General features: G+C 65.7%; 10 protein-coding genes. 7 read left to right on the forward strand and 3 right to left on the reverse strand.

Annotated features, from left to right (window positions below):
- Positions 1 to 9 precede the first annotated feature (9 nt).
- Complete coding sequence (locus tag ACQY78_RS00425; protein WP_428681693.1) at positions 10 to 1323, forward strand: EH signature domain-containing protein; 1314 nt, start codon at positions 10 to 12, stop codon at positions 1321 to 1323.
- Positions 1320 to 4514, forward strand: coding sequence for a DEAD/DEAH box helicase (locus ACQY78_RS00430; RefSeq protein ID WP_428681695.1), 3195 nt, complete (start codon positions 1320 to 1322; stop codon positions 4512 to 4514). Before ACQY78_RS00425 ends, ACQY78_RS00430 begins: the two co-directional genes overlap by 4 nt.
- Positions 4515 to 4619: 105 nt before the next feature.
- Here ACQY78_RS00430 and ACQY78_RS00435 read toward each other — a convergent pair whose 3' ends face one another.
- Entirely contained in the window at positions 4620 to 5627 is a 1008-nt protein-coding gene (locus ACQY78_RS00435; protein WP_428681697.1) for a DUF808 domain-containing protein, read from the reverse strand.
- 246 nt (positions 5628 to 5873) lie between these two features.
- Here ACQY78_RS00435 and ACQY78_RS00440 point away from each other — a divergent pair, with 246 nt between their 5' ends.
- The 3 genes from ACQY78_RS00440 (at position 5874) to ACQY78_RS00450 (ending at position 8607) form a co-directional block, all read left to right on the forward strand.
- Positions 5874 to 7403, forward strand: coding sequence for a cryptochrome/photolyase family protein (locus ACQY78_RS00440; protein ID WP_428681699.1), 1530 nt, complete (start codon positions 5874 to 5876; stop codon positions 7401 to 7403).
- Positions 7400 to 7591, forward strand: coding sequence for a DUF2256 domain-containing protein (locus tag ACQY78_RS00445; RefSeq protein ID WP_428681701.1), 192 nt, complete (start codon positions 7400 to 7402; stop codon positions 7589 to 7591). The genes ACQY78_RS00440 and ACQY78_RS00445 overlap by 4 nt, the downstream gene beginning before the upstream one ends.
- A gap of 71 nt (positions 7592 to 7662) precedes the next feature.
- The gene (locus ACQY78_RS00450; protein ID WP_428681703.1) at positions 7663 to 8607 is read left to right on the forward strand and encodes a LysR family transcriptional regulator; all 945 of its coding nucleotides are present in this window, start codon (positions 7663 to 7665) and stop codon (positions 8605 to 8607) included.
- 31 nt (positions 8608 to 8638) lie between these two features.
- Here ACQY78_RS00450 and ACQY78_RS00455 read toward each other — a convergent pair whose 3' ends face one another.
- Positions 8639 to 9652, reverse strand: coding sequence for an aldo/keto reductase (locus ACQY78_RS00455; RefSeq protein ID WP_428681705.1), 1014 nt, complete (start codon positions 9650 to 9652; stop codon positions 8639 to 8641).
- Positions 9653 to 9863: 211 nt separating this feature from the next.
- Here ACQY78_RS00455 and ACQY78_RS00460 point away from each other — a divergent pair, with 211 nt between their 5' ends.
- Entirely contained in the window at positions 9864 to 11492 is a 1629-nt protein-coding gene (locus ACQY78_RS00460; protein ID WP_428681707.1) for an ABC-F family ATP-binding cassette domain-containing protein, read from the forward strand.
- A gap of 128 nt (positions 11493 to 11620) precedes the next feature.
- Here the strand turns inward: ACQY78_RS00460 and ACQY78_RS00465 are convergent, their stop codons facing one another.
- Positions 11621 to 12931 (reverse strand): lysophospholipase, encoded by a 1311-nt coding sequence (locus ACQY78_RS00465; protein WP_428681709.1) that lies wholly within the window; start codon positions 12929 to 12931, stop codon positions 11621 to 11623.
- A gap of 139 nt (positions 12932 to 13070) precedes the next feature.
- Between ACQY78_RS00465 and ACQY78_RS00470 the strand changes: the two genes are divergently transcribed.
- A complete protein-coding gene (locus ACQY78_RS00470; protein WP_428681711.1) occupies positions 13071 to 16205 on the forward strand; it encodes a glycosyltransferase in 3135 nt (1044 codons plus the stop codon).
- Positions 16206 to 16215: the final 10 nt, after the last annotated feature.

Genomic DNA, 16215 nt, shown 5'->3' on the forward strand with positions numbered 1-16215 from the left:
ATCCGCGTCATGAGTCTTATTGATCGCCTCGCTGCGCTACCGTCCGCATCGCCTTCGCCGGCAGACGTCACCCGGCTGGTGCGGGTTGCCGAGCGCATCACGAAACGGTTCGGCAATCCGCGGCCAGTGAAAGCGGAAGCCGTCGATGCCCTCGTATCCCGGTTGACGCAGGCGATTCGGCGCTGGGACTGGACGCGGCTGACCGAAAGCGAGATCGCGCAGGTGGTGCTGGCCTGGGCAAGTGGCCGTGTTCGCGTCGCGGTGGATGTGGACGATTTTCTATTGCGCGAACTTCGCCGCAGCACGCGAATGTGCCTGTTGGGCGCGCTGTGCGATGGCTACTTCTACGGCTGGGCAGCGCGGGAGCCTCGAACATTTGAGCTTGCCCGTATCATTCAGGATCGCTCGACTTGGTTGCCCAGATCCTGGCAGATCGTGTTTCGCGCCATCCCCGAAAGCCTCGATCCCGCTGAAGGTGCCGTTAGCCTCGGACACTGGCTGGCCTTACAGGCCGATCCCTATGGCGCGGTCATTGAACGTGGCATTGTCGCTCCTCATGGTCCGGGTTTCATGACGCAGGTTCACGATGCTTGGCTGGCGGCCTTGCCGGAACCTGTCACCGAGCCGATCACCCGCAGGATGCTAGCCTGGGTACATCCAGTCGGTGCTCCTATGTTGGAAGGGGATCGCGCGACAAGCGTCGTCGCGCAGATCCTACGCCCGTGGAGCGTGCGGATGCCCCCGAAGCCTCTGCGCACGTTTCTGCTCCACGAACTCCTCGAGCATCGCGGTGATCCCCGTCGCGAGAACGCCCATTTCTGGGCGGGCGTTGGCGAGAATGGAACGCGAACCTTGTTACGCTGGTTGGCCGGCCAGCGCATGGAAGCCTTCCTAGACGTCGTGTCGCGTTCCGAAGAAAATATGGAAGCCGGTGGCCAATGGGCCGCACGGCGCCGGTTTTGGATGGGGCTCTATGAAGAGGGACGGATCGACGAGGCATGGCCCTCCTACGGGACGGGTGCACAGACCATCGCCGATAGCCTCGCTCGAAAGACAGGTGACCTCGCCTATGCCTCTTATGGTCGACAGCTCTCGCGCAAGAATACGTCGCTGCTGATTATGCGGATCGGCAAGTACCTACTCGTTGAGGGCTCGCACAATTTCCGCATCCATGCGTTTCGGCAGGATTCTCCAAGTAGTCCCAGACTCTACGAAAGCCAGTACGACGTCGACAGATTCCTTCTTCCGGTAGGCCATCGAGACGCCCGCATGCATGATCCCGTGGGAAACTGGATGAACTGGGTCCGCGAGAAAATCCGATGAGCTTGACATTCACTCTCCGCGCCGATGCGGAAGGGTGCACCCTATCCGTCGTGCAGCCGAGACGTGGCCTGCTGTCCTTCTTGGGCACGCGGCGGGTGTATGACCTCGATGCCCTTCCGCGCGAGGAGCGGACGGTGGCCATGGCAATGGCGAGGCTGCGAGTGCTCGACCGTGATCAGCGCGAACATATGGTCAACGGCGAGAGTATCCGCCTGACGCATCGCCTCGTTGCCGCGCTGGACAGCGGCTCCGCGCGGGCGCTCGGCTTGCCGGGGCTCAACACCCGCTATGTCTTCAAGGCCGCGATGCGGGGATCTCTCGGCAGCCCGGATTTTCGTCTCGACTGGTGGTGGGAAAAGGGCGGCCGCCGTGTGCCCTTGTCTCGGACAGGAGCCCTTATCAACGATGAGACAGGTTGGCACAGGATTGCGGCCCCGATCTTCGAAGCGATCGGCGTGGCAGAGGGATTTGATCCCGGTCGTCCGCTGCACCATCACTGGCTCGCTCTTGGCGCGTTCCGCCGCGCACTTGGCGTTGAAGAGGCGGAGAACGCGGCGATTGGCCTTGATGGCGCGCTTCACCATATTGAGATCATCACCTGTGATCGGGTCGGTCTCGACTTCGACGACACGGACGACAGCCGCTTCGCTCCGCTTCCCTTCGTCGGCGCGGACCTGCCTACGGAAGTTCCTATCGGGGCGGCGAATGCTGCCGTGCAAGCTGCAGAGCTGGTCGAGTTTCAGCAGCAAGCCATGGCACGCGGAGCGCAGCCAGCCTATCGGATCGGATCGGCAAAATTCCTGATTTTGGATCGCGCAGCCATGCCAGTGGTGGAGGCGATCGCCGTTGCTGGCCGGCAGGATGCGGATGGCCGCCGCGCCTTCATTCGCGACGCCGAGCGCGTGATCACCGAAGCTGTCGAGCGCCAGGCGCGGGATGATGGCCGGTTGAACGAACTCATGAGCCCCGCCGGTTATCAGGAGGCACTGGAGCGAGCCGTTTCCGGCGCCTGGACTGAGACCTACGTATGGACCTCGCGCGTCATTGCGATTGCGGAATGGGCACGCCCAGCGTCCGCGATGATCGAGGGTTCCGGCACCAACTGGCTACCCGCCACGCTGACCGAGGAGCTCGGTCAGCGGCTCGGCATGCTGCTCGACGATGAAGTTGAGCCTCTGCTGCTCGCCCTCGCCGAGGCGAGGGCCGCAGGCATGGAAGGCGTGCCGCACCGCGTCGGCCCGATCCCTGTCATCGCCGAGGTGATGGAGGCGTTGGCGCGACGACTGGAGATGCTGCGGAACCGCAAGGATTCTCCTGCGCCGGGCGACCCTCAGACGGTGTTCCTGCCGCTCACCCACAGCAATTTCTGGGACAACGACTTCGGCCCCAAGGTGACGGCGCGCAGTTCGGCCGGGCTGGTCAGTCTCCCGCCGCAGGTGTCGACGGCGCTTCGTCCCTATCAACTCGAGGCGTTTAAGTGGCAGGCAGATGCTTGGACGGCGGGGGTGCCCGGCATTCTGAATGCGGATGAGCAGGGCCTGGGCAAAACCTTGCAGACGTTGAGCTTCCTCACCTGGCTCCGCTTGCGCATGATCGAGGGCCATACGCTTCCTCGGCCCTTCTTGATCGTTGCGCCGACCTCCCTCCTCAGAAACTGGGAAGCGGAATGCTCGACTCATGTCGATCCCAATTTCTGGGATGAGCCGGTTCGACTCTACGGCCAACATCTCCAGCGCTGGAAAAGCCCAGCGCAACGTGGACGGGACATAGACGATGGCGTGGCCCGGCTCGATTTCACTTCGATCGAGAATGCGCCTTGCCTCGTGATCGCCACCTACCAGACAGTGGCCAACTATGCTGTCTCATTCTCGCAGACACAATTTGCCGTCGTAGTGTTCGATGAAATCCAGAACCTCAAGAACCCATTCGCCATGCGCTCGGAAGCGGCCAGGGCCATCCTTGCCGATTTCCGCATCGGCCTAACAGGCACGCCGGTGGAGAACGCTACCCGCGACATCTGGGCGATCATGGACCAGCTCTTCCCGCTCGCGCTTGGTCCTCTCGCCGAGTTTCGCAGGGTCTTCGACAAGCCGCGGGAGGAGCGCATGAAACAGCTCCATGCTGCGCTTTTTTCGGGCCAATGGAGTCGTCCGCCGCTCGCGTTGCGCCGCTTGAAAAAGGACGTAGCCTCCGACCTGCCGCCAAAAGTGCGCATATTTCACCCACGCATTATGCCAGAGGCGCAAGCCGTCCGTTATGATGAGATCCGTTGCAAAGGCGGCGGCATGTTTGCACTCCTACACCATATTAGGCGCACCTCACTGCATCCCGGCCTCGTCGAGGGCGAGGTACCGGAGACTTTTACGGCGGCATCGGCACGTCTAGCTGCGGCCATTGACATCCTCGCCTATATCAAGTCGCGCGGTGAGCGTGCGCTAATCTTCATCGAGAACCGCGACGTTCAATCTTGGTTCGCTGAACTGATCAAGATCGAGTTTGAATTGCAGCGTGTTCCTGTCATCAATGGAGACACGCCGATTGACCTGCGAAAGGACATCACCGATCGGTTCCAACGGCATCTGGTCGAGGACCGAGGCTTTGATGTGCTCGTGATGGGGCCGCGTGCGGCTGGTACCGGACTGACCCTTACGGCAGCCAATCACGTCATTCACTTGACGCGGTGGTGGAACCCGGCTGTGGAAGAGCAATGCAACGATCGAACCCACCGCATCGGTCAGGGCAAGCCGGTCACGATCCACATTCCGCTTGCTGTGCATCCGCGCCTTGGGCCGAACTCCTTCGATTGCCTTCTGCAACGCCTAATGACCCGCAAGCGCGGAATCGCTAATGCCGTGCTCTGGCCGCAGGAGAGTGAGGGACCAGAGCTTGTCGAACTCTATCAGGCTCTTTTATCCGACAGCGGCGACACCGACCCGCAGCCTGTCAACCGTCCCGATCTCATCACGACGGAACTTGAGCCCGGTATCTCGCGCATTTCTACGGATCGCGGTGGGGCGAGCATTATTGTGACACGCGGCATTTCCGCGGATCGCGCCGAAGAAAGCCTGACCGCCGATGATGCCGCGATTATCGCATTGGCGGCTCACCAGCCTATGCTACCCACATCACGCGTGCCGGTTTCCATACTGCCAGACATGTCGCTGTGGCCGGATTATATCCTGCCACAGTGACGAACCCATCTGGGGACACAGCCAAGCAGCTATTTGTACGGGAAATGCGCATCTTCCTGAGCACTTAGGAAGGATCTTGCTTTCGGCGGGAATCGCTTGCCGCCGTCAGGCCCGGCCTCTCGACAGGATCCGGCGGCCCAGCGGTTTGACCCGGCGCCAGAGCGGCGACAGGACGCGGCTGGTCAAGGGGATCGCCAGCAGCCCGATGACGAGTCCGGCCACGCCGAAGCCCGCGGCTTCTACCGCCCAGGCGACGACCGGCTTGGCCACGGGAACGGCGCGCGCGACGGCGGCGCCGGCGTCGTGCAGCATATGCGTCGGTCCGCCAAGGCCATAGGCGTCGAGCCCGTGCAGGATGATGCCGCCGCCGACCCAGATCATCGCCGCCGTGCCGATCGCCGCGAGCGCCTTCAGGAGATGCGGCATGGCCCGCACGATCGCGCGGCCCGCGACGCGTAACGGCGCGGCAAGCGCCGATGCCGGCGACAACCGGGCCAGCGCCAGGCCGAAATCGTCCGCTTTGACGATCAGGGCCACGGCGCCGTAGACGGCCGCGGTGATGCCGACGGCCACGACGGCGAGGATGATCGCCTGTTTCAGCCAGCCGTCCGCGGGCAGGGCGGCCAGCGTGATCGCCATGATCTCGGCCGAGAGGATGAAGTCGGTCTTGATGGCGCTCGCGATCTTCTGATCCTCGACGGTCCGCGCATCGAGGGCGACCGGCTCGATCGTCGCCTCGTGCGCCTGCGCCTCGTGCGGGAAAACGACTTCGTAGAGCTTCTCCGCGCCTTCGTAGCAGAGGTACGCCCCGCCGATCATCAGAAGCGGCGTGATCGCCCCGGGCAGCAGGACGCCCAGTGCCAGGGCCGCGGGCAGGAGGATCAGGAGCTTGTTGCGGAGCGAGCCGAGCGCGATCCGGCCGATGATCGGCAGTTCGCGTGCCGGGCTGAACTCGGTGACGTAGCGTGGGGTGACGGCCGTGTCGTCGATGACCACGCCGGCCGCCTTGACGCCGGCCTTTGCCGCCTGTCCGGCGATGTCGTCGATCGAGGCGGCGGCGAGCTTCGCCAGGGCCGCGATGTCGTCGAGCAGCGCCACGAGACCGACGCTCATGGCCGCCCCTCATGCTGAAGCGACCGAGGACGCCGAAGCGACCGGGGAGAGCCGCCCAGGGAGCCCGTCACTGCCATTTCGGGATTTCCTCTTTTGCCAAGGGGCTCGGCGGGCCGCCGGGATGACCTGTTAGGTGGGAGATGCCGAAGCCGTGGTCAAGGCAGGGCTGACGACGCTTTGAGTCCTCACGGCGACCGATCAGTGAACCGGGCAGGGCCTTCGGCCGTATCTGTCAGCAGCGCCCGCATGCCCCCCATCCGCAACCTCATCCTCGTCCTGGGCGACCAGCTCTCGCCCGAGATCACCAGCCTCGCCGCCGGCGATCCGGGGCGGGATCTCGTGCTCATGGCGGAGCTGGGGGACGAGGCGCGCTATGTGCGCCATCACAAGAAGAAGATCGCCTTCCTGTTCTCGGCCATGCGCCACTTCGCCGAGGAACTGCGCGGGCTGGGCTGGACGGTCGAATACGTGAAGCTGGACGCGCCCGACAATCGCGGCTCCTTCACCGCGCAGCTGGGCGAGGCGATCGCCCGCCATGGACCTGAGCGGGTGGTCGTCACCGAGGCGGGGGAGTGGCGGGTCCGGCAGATGCAGGCCTCCTGGTCCGAGCGGTTCGCGCTGCCCGTGGATGTCCTGCCGGACGAGCGCTTCCTGTGCCCGACCGCCTGGTTCGCGGGCTGGGCGACGGGGCGCAAGGCGCTGCGGATGGAGTATTTCTATCGCGAGATGCGCCGGCGCACCGGGCTGCTGATGGACGGCGACGCGCCCGCCGGCGGCCGCTGGAACTTCGACGCGGAGAACCGCAAGCCCGCGAAGGCGGATCTGTTCCTGCCGCGGCCGCTTTCGTTCGCGCCCGATGGCGTGACGCAGGAGGTGCTGGCGCTGGTCGAGGCGCGGTTCGGCGATCATTTCGGCGATCTCGCGCCGTTCGGGTTTGCCGTCACCCGCGGCGATGCCGAGGCGGCGTTCGATGCCTTCGTGGAGCGCGCGCTGCCGAAGTTCGGCGACCATCAGGATGCGATGCTGGCGGGCGAGCCGTTCCTCTATCACGCCGTCATCGCGCAGTATCTCAACTGCGGCCTGCTCGACCCGCTGCGCGTCTGCCGCCGGGTCGAGATCGAGTGGCGCGCGGGGCGGGTGCCGCTGAACGCGGCGGAAGGGTTCATCCGGCAGATCATCGGCTGGCGCGAATATGTGCGCGGGATCTACTGGCTGAAGATGCCGGGCTACGCGCGCAGCAACTTCTTCGGCCACACGCGCACGCTGCCCGGCTTCTACTGGACGGGCGAGACCTCGATGGCATGCGTCCGCGCGGCGGTGACCCAGACGCGCGAGCACGCCTATGCCCATCACATCCAGCGGCTGATGGTCACCGGCAACTTCGCGCTGCTGGCCGGGATCGATCCGCACGAACTGCACGAATGGTATCTGGCGGTCTATGCCGACGCCTACGAGTGGGTCGAGCTGCCGAACACGGTGGGCATGAGCCAGTTCGCCGATGGCGGCCTGCTGGCCTCCAAGCCCTATGCGGCGAGCGGCGCCTACATCAACCGCATGTCCGACTATTGCGGCGGCTGCCGCTACGACGTGAAGCAGCGGGCCGGGCCGCAGGCCTGTCCCTTCAACGCGCTCTACTGGGATTTCATCTCGCGCCATCGCGTGAAGATCGGCAGCAATCCGCGCATGGCGCAGATGGTTCGGACCTACGACAAGTTCCCGGCCGACGAGCGGCAACGCATCGCCGACAGCACCGCCAGCTTCCTGGCCAGCCTGTGACCGCCAAGCGCTACACGAAGTCGACCTTGCCGCAGAAGATCTGCGCCGCCTGCGGCCGGCCCTTCGCCTGGCGCAAGAAGTGGGCGCGCGACTGGGACCAGGTGAAAACCTGCTCCGACCGCTGCAAGGGCGACCTGCGGCGCAAGGGGAGGGCGCCGGCCGGGCCCCTTTCCGACGCCGGCCGCTAGTCGCGCGGTGATCCGGGCTTGCGGCGCCGGAACCGGTTCGGCCACAGTCGAAGCGAACGAACAGGGGCGTCATGGACAATCGCGCGGGCGAGATGATGGTGTTTGTCCGGGTCGTGGAGGCGGGCAGCTTCTCGGAGGCGGCGCGGCTGCTGATGATGACGCCGTCGACGGTCTCGAAGCTGATCGCGCGGCTCGAAGCCCGCATCGGTGTGCGCCTGATCGAGCGCTCGACGCGGCGGCTCGTGCTGACCAGCGAGGGGCAGTTCTACTACGAGCGCAGCCGGTCGCTGGTCGCCCAGATCGACGAGACCGAGCAGCAGCTGGCGCAGGGGAACGCCAAGCCGGAAGGACTGGTCCGCGTCAGCTCCTCCGTGACCTTCGGGTCGGCGGCGCTGGAGCCGATCCTCGCAGCCTTTCTGGAGGCCTATCCCGATGTGGTCGTCGACCTGTCCCTGTCCGACGAGATGGTCGACCTCTATCTCGATCGCACCGATGTCGCGATCCGCGTCGGCTCGCTGCCGGATTCGAGCCTGCAGGCGCGCAGGATCGGCGAGACGCGGCGCTGCATCGTGGCGTCGCCGGCCTATCTGCAGCGGCGGGGAACGCCGCGCACACCGGAGGACCTCGCGGCGCACAATTGCCTGGGGTTCAACTTCCGCCGCTCCCAGCCGGTCTGGCCGATGCGCGAGGGCGGCCGCATCGTCGAGCGCATGCTGAGCGGCTCGCTGCTGGCCAACAATGCCGAGACCTTGCGCCGGATGGCGATCGCCGGCGTCGGCATCGCGCGCGTCGCCGAATACCATCTGCGCGAGGCGATCGACCGGGGCGAGCTGGTCGAGGTGCTGGCCGACCATGGTCTCGAATCTTGGGATGAGATCCATGCGGTGTACCGCGGCGGCCGGCTCCTGCCAGCCCGGGTGACGGTGTTTCTGGATTTTACCGTCCCCCGGATGGCGCAGTTCCTGGCGGCGACCCGCGCGCGCGCCGACCGTCAGCCGGTGATCGTCAGCCGGTGATCGTCAGCCGGTGACCGTCAGCCGGTGACCGTCAGCCGCCGATCGGCAGCGGCGCCGCCGGATCGACCAGCCGCGCCTCCCGCAGTTCGCGCCAGAAGGAAGCGGGGATCTTCTCCTGGAGCGCCGCGCTGTCCTCGGCGATGCGGCCGGGCCGGCTGGCGCCGGGGATGGCGGCCGCGACCGTCGGATGGGCCAGCGAGAATTGCAGGCCGGCGGCCTTCATGGAGATGCCGTGGCGATCGGCGATGGCCTTGATGGCCGCGACCTTCGCGAGGGTCGCAAGCGTCGCCGGCGCATATTCGAAGTTCGGCCCGCCGACGAGCGCGCCGGAACTGTAGGGCCCGCCGACCACGATGCCGAGGCCGCGATCGGCCACCATGGGCAGGGCGCGCTGCAGCGCGTGGCTGTGATCGAGCAGCGTGTAGCGGCCGGCGAGCAGGAAGGCGTCGGGTTTCGGCTCGTCGAGCGCAAGGAGGATCTCGATCGGCTCGACCCGGTTCACGCCCAGGCCCCAGGCCTTGATGACACCTTCGTTGCGCATGCGGTCCAGGGCCCGGAAGGCCCCCTTGCGCGCACTCTCGAAGACGCCCAGCCATTGGTCGCCGTAGAAATCCTGCGCGACGTCATGCACGAAGACGATGTCGACGTGATCGGTGCCCAGCCGCTTCAGGCTGTCCTCGATCGAGCGATAGGTGGCGTCCTCGGAATAGTCGTTCACGATTTTGTTGGGACGCCCGTGCTTGAAGACTTCACCCTTTTCGCCGAGGTCTCGCGCCGAGACGTCCTCGACCTCGTCGAGGATGAGGCGGCCGACCTTCGTGCTGATCACATACTGGTCGCGCGGCTTGCCGCGCAGCGCCGCCCCCATGCGGATTTCGGCCAGGCCCGCGCCGTAGAAGGGTGCCGTGTCGAAATAGCGGATCCCGTCGGCCCAGGCGGCCTCGACGGTGGCCTGCGCCTCGTCTTCGGGGATGGCGCGGAACATGTTGCCGAGCGGCGCGGCGCCGAAGCCCAGGCGGCTCGGAAGGATGTCTTTCAGTTTCATGTCGGGTTCCATTTCGTCGGGGGAGGGCGCACATCGCGCCGGTGGCCAGATACATAGTCACGGCATGGGCGCTCGGTAGCCGGCGGGACGTCCCAGGATTTGTGAAGGCGGTTCACAGGCCGACCGGCCGGGAAGCGGGGGACAATCGGCCGCAAGACCGTAACCCGGCTGTGGCTTGCGTTGGCGCCGCTTTCCCGCCAGCAACGCCCCCATGATTCGCCTCGACAACATCAGCAAGCAGAACGGCCACCAGATCCTGTTCATCGACGCGTCGATGGGCCTCCAGAAGGGGGAGAAGGCGGGGCTGGTGGGGCCCAACGGCGCCGGCAAGACGACGCTGTTCCGCATGATCTCGGGGCAGGAACAGCCCGATGACGGTCAGGTGACGATCGATGCCGGCATGACCATCGGCTATTTCAGCCAGGACGTCGGTGAAATGTCGGGCATGAGCGCCGTCGCCGCGGTGATGGACGGGGTCGGGCCGGTGAGCGCGCTGGCGGTCGAGATCGCCCAGCTCGAGGCGGCGATGGCCGATCCCGAGCAGGCCGACAACATGGACGCGCTGGTCGAGCGCTACGGCGAGGTGCAGGGGCGCTTCGAGGAGCTGGACGGCTATGCGCTCGATGCGCGCGCGCGCGAGGTGCTGGCGGGGCTGTCGTTCAGCCAGGAGCGGATGGACGGCGATGTCGGGCTGTTGTCCGGCGGCTGGAAGATGCGCGTGGCGCTGGCCCGCATCCTGCTGATGCGGCCCGACGGCATGCTGCTCGACGAGCCTTCCAACCATCTCGATCTCGAAAGCCTGATCTGGCTGGAGGCCTTCCTCAAGGACTATGACGGCGCGCTGCTGATGACGTCGCACGATCGCGAGTTCATGAACCGCATCGTCGGCAAGATTATCGAGATCGATGGCGGCTCGCTGATCACCTATTCCGGCAACTTCGATTTCTACGAGGTGCAGCGGGCGCTCTCCGAGAAGCAGCGCCAGGCGCAGTTCGAGCGCCAGCAGGCGATGCTGGCCAAGGAGATGAAGTTCATCGAGCGCTTCAAGGCGCGCGCCTCCCATGCCGCCCAGGTGCAGAGCCGGGTGAAGAAGCTCGACAAGATCGAGAAGGTCGAGCCGCCGCGGCGCCGCCAGTCGGTGCGGTTCGAGTTCCGCGCGCCGCCGCGCTCGGGCGAGGACGTGGTGAGCTTCCGCGGCGTCCACAAGGGCTACGGCACGCAGCCGATCTACCAGGGGCTCGACCTCAGGCTGCGCCGCCAGGAGCGCTGGTGCGTGCTGGGCGCCAATGGAGCCGGCAAGTCGACCCTGCTGAAGCTGGTGGCGGGGGCCGCCGAGCCGGACGAGGGCAGCGTGACCGTCGGCGCCAGCGTCAAGATGGGCTACTTCGCCCAGCACTCGATGGACCTGCTGGACGGCGACGAGACGGTGTTCGAATCGCTCGACGGCTCGTTCCCGCAGGCCGGCACCGGCGCGCTGAAGTCGCTGGCCGGCTGCTTCGGCTTCTCCGGCGACGATGTCGAGAAGCCGTGCCGCGTCCTGTCGGGCGGCGAGAAGGCCCGGCTGGTCATGGCCAAGATGCTGTTCGACCCGCCCAACTTCCTGGTGCTCGACGAGCCGACCAACCATCTCGACATGGCGACCAAGGAGATGCTGGTGGCGGCGCTGGCGGACTTCGAGGGCACGATGCTGTTTGTGTCGCATGATCGTCACTTCCTGGCCGCGCTCTCCAACCGCGTGCTGGAAGTGACGCCCGAGGGCGTCCACCAGTATGGCGGCGGCTACACGGAATACGTGTCCTCGACCGGCAAGGAAGCCCCGGGCCTGCATCCGGGGTCGTAGCGTCCGCCCCCTCCGGCCAAAGGCGGAGTAAACAGCGCCGGGGCCACCTCCCCCGAGACGGGGGAGAAGGCGATTTCTTCTCTGCCCCCGCGCAGCGGGGGAAGCGCCACGCACGGGCGAAGGGGGCCTCAGCGCAGCGAATTGAACCAGTCGAGGACGGTGGATTTGCCGGCCAGGTTGGGGGCGTCGCCGTAGAGGCTGGCCAGGAAGGTGGCGCGGTGGCTGGCGCGGTCGACCGCGACGCCCGCCATGTCGCGTCCTCCCGCCGCCAGCGCCATCTCCACGAGGCGCGGGTTGAGGGCTTCGTCGGCGAGGCCATAGTAGAAGCGGATCGGCGTATCGTAGTCCCAGAAGGTCGTGCTGTTAGCCGCCAGGCGGCGCAGGAGCTTGCTGTTGGTCGCGTGGGTGAAGCGGTCGAACAGACCGTCGGTGAGGAAGTCGGCGGCCGGCGGGATGGTCTTCGCGACCTCCGCGTCGAGCTTGTAGTCGGACCAGTATTTTTCGGCGAAGGCGCGGTATTGCGGCTTGATCGCGGTCTCGAAGAGGTCGCCCAGCCCGTAATAGCGCCGGTAGCTGCCGAGAAGAATGATCAGGCAGGGGACGATCCAGGCCGGCGGCAGCGGATAGGTCGTGTCGGTCGAGGGCAGGTAGAATTTCGGATCGGCCCAGTAGTGGAACGAGTCCGGCAGATCGTTGAACGGGCTCTGGACCGCCGTTGCCGCCACCTTGACGCCACGCCGCTGCAGATCCTGTTTGAACCATTGGGTGTTCAGGGCGCCCTGCGACCAGCCATTGAGGAACAGGGAGGAGGGGCGCAGGCCCGATTTCTCCATCTCGCTCACGCCGGCCTGCAGCATGTCGAGGCAGCATTGAACCGTGACGTCCTTGACCGCATAGGCTTCGCCGCGGCCCTCGCGAAGCGGGCCCTTGCCGAGATAGTCGGCGGCGATGACGGCGTAGCCGTTGCCGGCGAAGCGCTGGACGTTGAACAGGGTCTCGAGCGAATCGGCATTGTCGCTCAGTTCGTAGCTCTCGGACCCGAGCCGGATCAGGTTCGACGGAACCTGGTCGAAGGACAGGATCGTACCGTGCTGCCAGGAAACGACGGGCAACGCCCCCTGGCTGCCGACGGGAAAGGCAAGAAGCCCGCTCACCTCGACCCGCTCGCCGGTTTCCGGCACGCGCGTGGAGGCCGTAATGCGTCTCAACTCCACGTCATTGCGCGCGCCATGCCTGCCGGCGGCGAAGGGCCCGAGGACGGTGCCCTGATTGAACAGGGGATAAAACTTCGCGGCGAGGGCGTCGAGCCGCTCCTTCGAAACGCGGACGGGCAACTCGTTGACGGTTTGCGCGTATGCCGGCAACTGCAGGGTGGTGCAACCCGCGGCCATGATGCCCGATGTGAGAAGACGCCGCCGGTCGATGCGATGCGCGGTCAAGGAACCGCTGCGCGAGATCGGACGCTCAGCATGAGGATTACTTGCATTCGATGAAGACATTATACCCGGCCGCTGCAGAGTCGCCGCAATTGGCAGTATGATAAAAGCGGCTCTTCTGTGGAGTCTGCAAGGGGATGGGATGGCCGGCAAGGATATCGAAGGTAAGAAACTAGCCAGTGCCGCCGTCGAGGAAATTCTCTGTCATTCCACAGCCCTTGGCAGAATCGACGATCTGGTGCGGCGATCGCCCGATGCCTGGACCGTCACCTATCCGGGGCTGGATTCGCTTCTCACCTTCGAAGGCGAAACGCGGCGTCTTCGCATTTGCATTGCCACCGAAGATATTGTGGGTCCGGTCCGGAATGGCGGCATCGGCACGACCTATGCCGCGCTTGCCGAGCTTCTGGCCAACCTCGGCCACGAGGTCACGATCCTCTACCTCAAGGGACACGAGGTGGAGAACGAGACGATCGAACACTGGGCCGACTACTACGCGGTCAAAAAGATCCGCTTCATGCCGGTGCCGAACTACGCGCGCCTCGACCGCTATCCGGTCGGCGGCGATCGCTGGGCCCATGCTTCCTACAACATGTTCCGATACCTCACGGAGCATCCCGTGGATGTCGTGCACGTCTCGGAGTGGCGGGCGGCCGGCTATTTCAGTCTTCTGGCCAAGCGCCAGGGACTGGCGTTCCGCGACACGCTCTTCATCGTCAAGACCTCGTCGCCCTGGCTGTGGAACAGGCTCTACGGGCTTCAGCCGTTCCAGCGGCTCGACGACCTGGCGAAGGTGCACGCCGAACGCCGCAGCGTCGAACTCGCGGACATGGTGATCGGCGGCAGCCTCCACCTGCTGCGCTGGATGCACAGCCAGGGCTACGACATGCCGCGCGACAGGATTTTCGTGCAGCCGAACGTGGCGACCTTCGAGCATCTCGCCAGCCTCGCCCGGAGCCGGACCTGGGAGCAGGGCAGCCGCCACCCGATCGACGAGATCGTGTTCTTCGGCCGTCTCGAGGCGCGCAAGGGACTTCTGATCTTCATCCAGGCGATCAAGCGCCTGATCCGCCAGGGCACGAAGCTGCCCGCGAAGATCTCGTTCATGGGCAAGCCCGGCGAGCCGGTGCTCGAGCGTACGGGCGAAGACGTGGTGGGCTACATCAGGGCCGAAACCGCCACCTGGCCGACCACGGTCGAGATCCTCTCCGACTTCCAGCAGTACGAAGGGGTCGAGTATCTGCTGGGTGGCAACCGGCTGGCCATCATGCCGTCCCTGATCGAGAACTCCTCGCTCGCGGTCTACGAGGCCGTGATCTGCAAGGTGCCGTTCATCGCCTCGGATTCCGGTGGGACGCCCGAGCTGGTGGATGCGGCCGACCATCGGCACGTCCTCTGTCCCGCCCATCCCGTCCCGCTGGCGGACAGGATCGCGCTGGCGCTGGAGCGCGGCGGCTATGTGGCGGCGCCCAGTTTCGACAACGAGGAGAACCTCGACCAGTGGCGACGCTTCCACCAGGATCTCGGGCGTGGCCTGCTGGCGGAGCTGCTGCCCGTCGATTCCCATGCCGCCGCACCGCCGACGAAGATCTCGGTTTGCATCTACCACCCCGAAAGCGACGAGCAGCTCACGGCGACCCTGGCCTCGCTGAAGGCGCAAAATCATCCGCAGTTGGAAATCCGGATCGCCATCGACACGCAGGACACCGAAGCCGTCGAACGGGCGCGCGCGAAGGTCGGGGAACTCGGCCTCTCCGCCACCATCGTCCCGACCTTCGACTTCGATGCAGGCCTCGCATTCAATGCGCTGGCCGACGACGCCACCGGCGAGTTCGTGTTCTTCCTGTGGTCCGGCGCGACCTTGAACGCCGCCGCCCTGTCCACTCTGGCCGATGTCGCGGCACGCTGCAGGGTCGATCTGCTGACCTATTTCTTCAGGGTCGTCTATGGAGAGAGCGAGGCCAGCCGTCCCTATCTCAACGTCGCTCTTCTCGGCGATTTCGCGCAGGCCTTCTTTCATACGGACGTGACGCCGCTTCCGCTGTTCGTGCGGCGGGAGGCCTTCCTCCGGCTGGGTGGTTTCACCAGGGACTATCGCGTCCTCGGACACGATCACGAATTCGTCTCCAAGGCGCAACTGGCGGGGCTGCGCTGCCAGTCCGTCCTCCGGGAACTGGGCACGGTCGATGGCTGGAGCGCGGAGCGGTTGCGCGAGAGAGGCTACGATCGCTCCGTGTCGGAGTTCCGGGCGGCGCGGCCGCAGCTCGCCGCGGCACCTCTCGCGCTCCGCGAAATGCTGATCATGGCCAAGGGGTTGCAGAAGAACCTCGGGCGTCGCGGCCGGCTCGGCGGCTCGACGGCCCTGGCCGTGCAAGCCAGCAAGGGCGGCGCCGCGCGCAACCTCATGCAGCAGCTTCTGTCGGGGCTCACGCCGAAGTTTGCCGGGCGCGATCGGCGGAACCAGGCGAAAGCGGAGAAGCGGGCACAGCGTATCACCGTGCGCGCCGCTGCCCATGGCGGGGGACTCGTTCACCTGGTGAACGACCAGCCGGTCAAGGATCAGCAGGGAGCGAATTCGCAGCGTGCCGTCCGCAACCTGGCCATACATTGGCACTCCGACGCGGACGGGAGGCGGTACGTCGGTCGTCTGTTCGGCGTTCACCGCGGTGTGGTGTACGGCTGGGTGAGAGACGAGGACAGACCCGACAGGATGGTCGAAGTCGAAGGCGATTTCGGCGACGGCCGCAGCCGGGTGGTGCCCGCGAACATCGGATCGACGGCGATCTTGCCGGCGCGGATAGGCATGCGCGGACACGGCTTCGCCCTGCCCATCTGGCGAGGGCCGTATGGCTTCCGAGGGGACTGGCGGTCCACCGACGTCGTGCTTCGGGTCAAGGGAACGGATTTGACGATCGGAGAGCTATCGGTCGCCGCGGATCCGCGAGCGCTCGATGCCAGCGGCTATGACGGCCACTGCGACCTGGTCGATTCGACGATCCGCGGCTGGGCCTGGCAGCCCGCTCATCCCGAAAATTCCGTCGACATCGCGGCGTTCGTGGATGGGAAGTTCCTCGGTCGTACGACCGCGAATTACGTTCGAGACGATCTGCGCTCACTGCAGATCGGAACCGGCGCCTATGGGTTTGCGATCTCGATCCCGCGTCAGCTACGGGATGGGACGCCGCATCGCATCGAAGTCGTGGTTGCCGATTCGGGAGTCCTGCTGAATCGCGGTCGCCTGCACCTGGTGGGCGACAAGCTCGTCTCGGCGAAATAACCGACAGGCG

It is taken from the genome of Reyranella sp. (genome assembly GCF_965279625.1).
Lineage (GTDB): Bacteria > Pseudomonadota > Alphaproteobacteria > Reyranellales > Reyranellaceae > Reyranella.

Excerpts from the sequence above, each read along its gene's own strand:
- ACQY78_RS00425 (WP_428681693.1), top strand. The coding sequence starts at position 10 with ATGAGTCTTATTGATCGCCTCGCTGCGCTACCGTCCGCATCGCCTTCG.
- ACQY78_RS00430 (WP_428681695.1), top strand. The coding sequence starts at position 1,320 with ATGAGCTTGACATTCACTCTCCGCGCCGATGCGGAAGGGTGCACCCTA.
- ACQY78_RS00435 (WP_428681697.1), bottom strand. The coding sequence starts at position 5,627 with ATGAGCGTCGGTCTCGTGGCGCTGCTCGACGACATCGCGGCCCTGGCG.
- ACQY78_RS00440 (WP_428681699.1), top strand. The coding sequence starts at position 5,874 with ATGCCCCCCATCCGCAACCTCATCCTCGTCCTGGGCGACCAGCTCTCG.
- ACQY78_RS00450 (WP_428681703.1), top strand. The coding sequence starts at position 7,663 with ATGGACAATCGCGCGGGCGAGATGATGGTGTTTGTCCGGGTCGTGGAG.
- ACQY78_RS00455 (WP_428681705.1), bottom strand. The coding sequence starts at position 9,652 with ATGAAACTGAAAGACATCCTTCCGAGCCGCCTGGGCTTCGGCGCCGCG.
- ACQY78_RS00460 (WP_428681707.1), top strand. The coding sequence starts at position 9,864 with ATGATTCGCCTCGACAACATCAGCAAGCAGAACGGCCACCAGATCCTG.
- ACQY78_RS00470 (WP_428681711.1), top strand. The coding sequence starts at position 13,071 with ATGGCCGGCAAGGATATCGAAGGTAAGAAACTAGCCAGTGCCGCCGTC.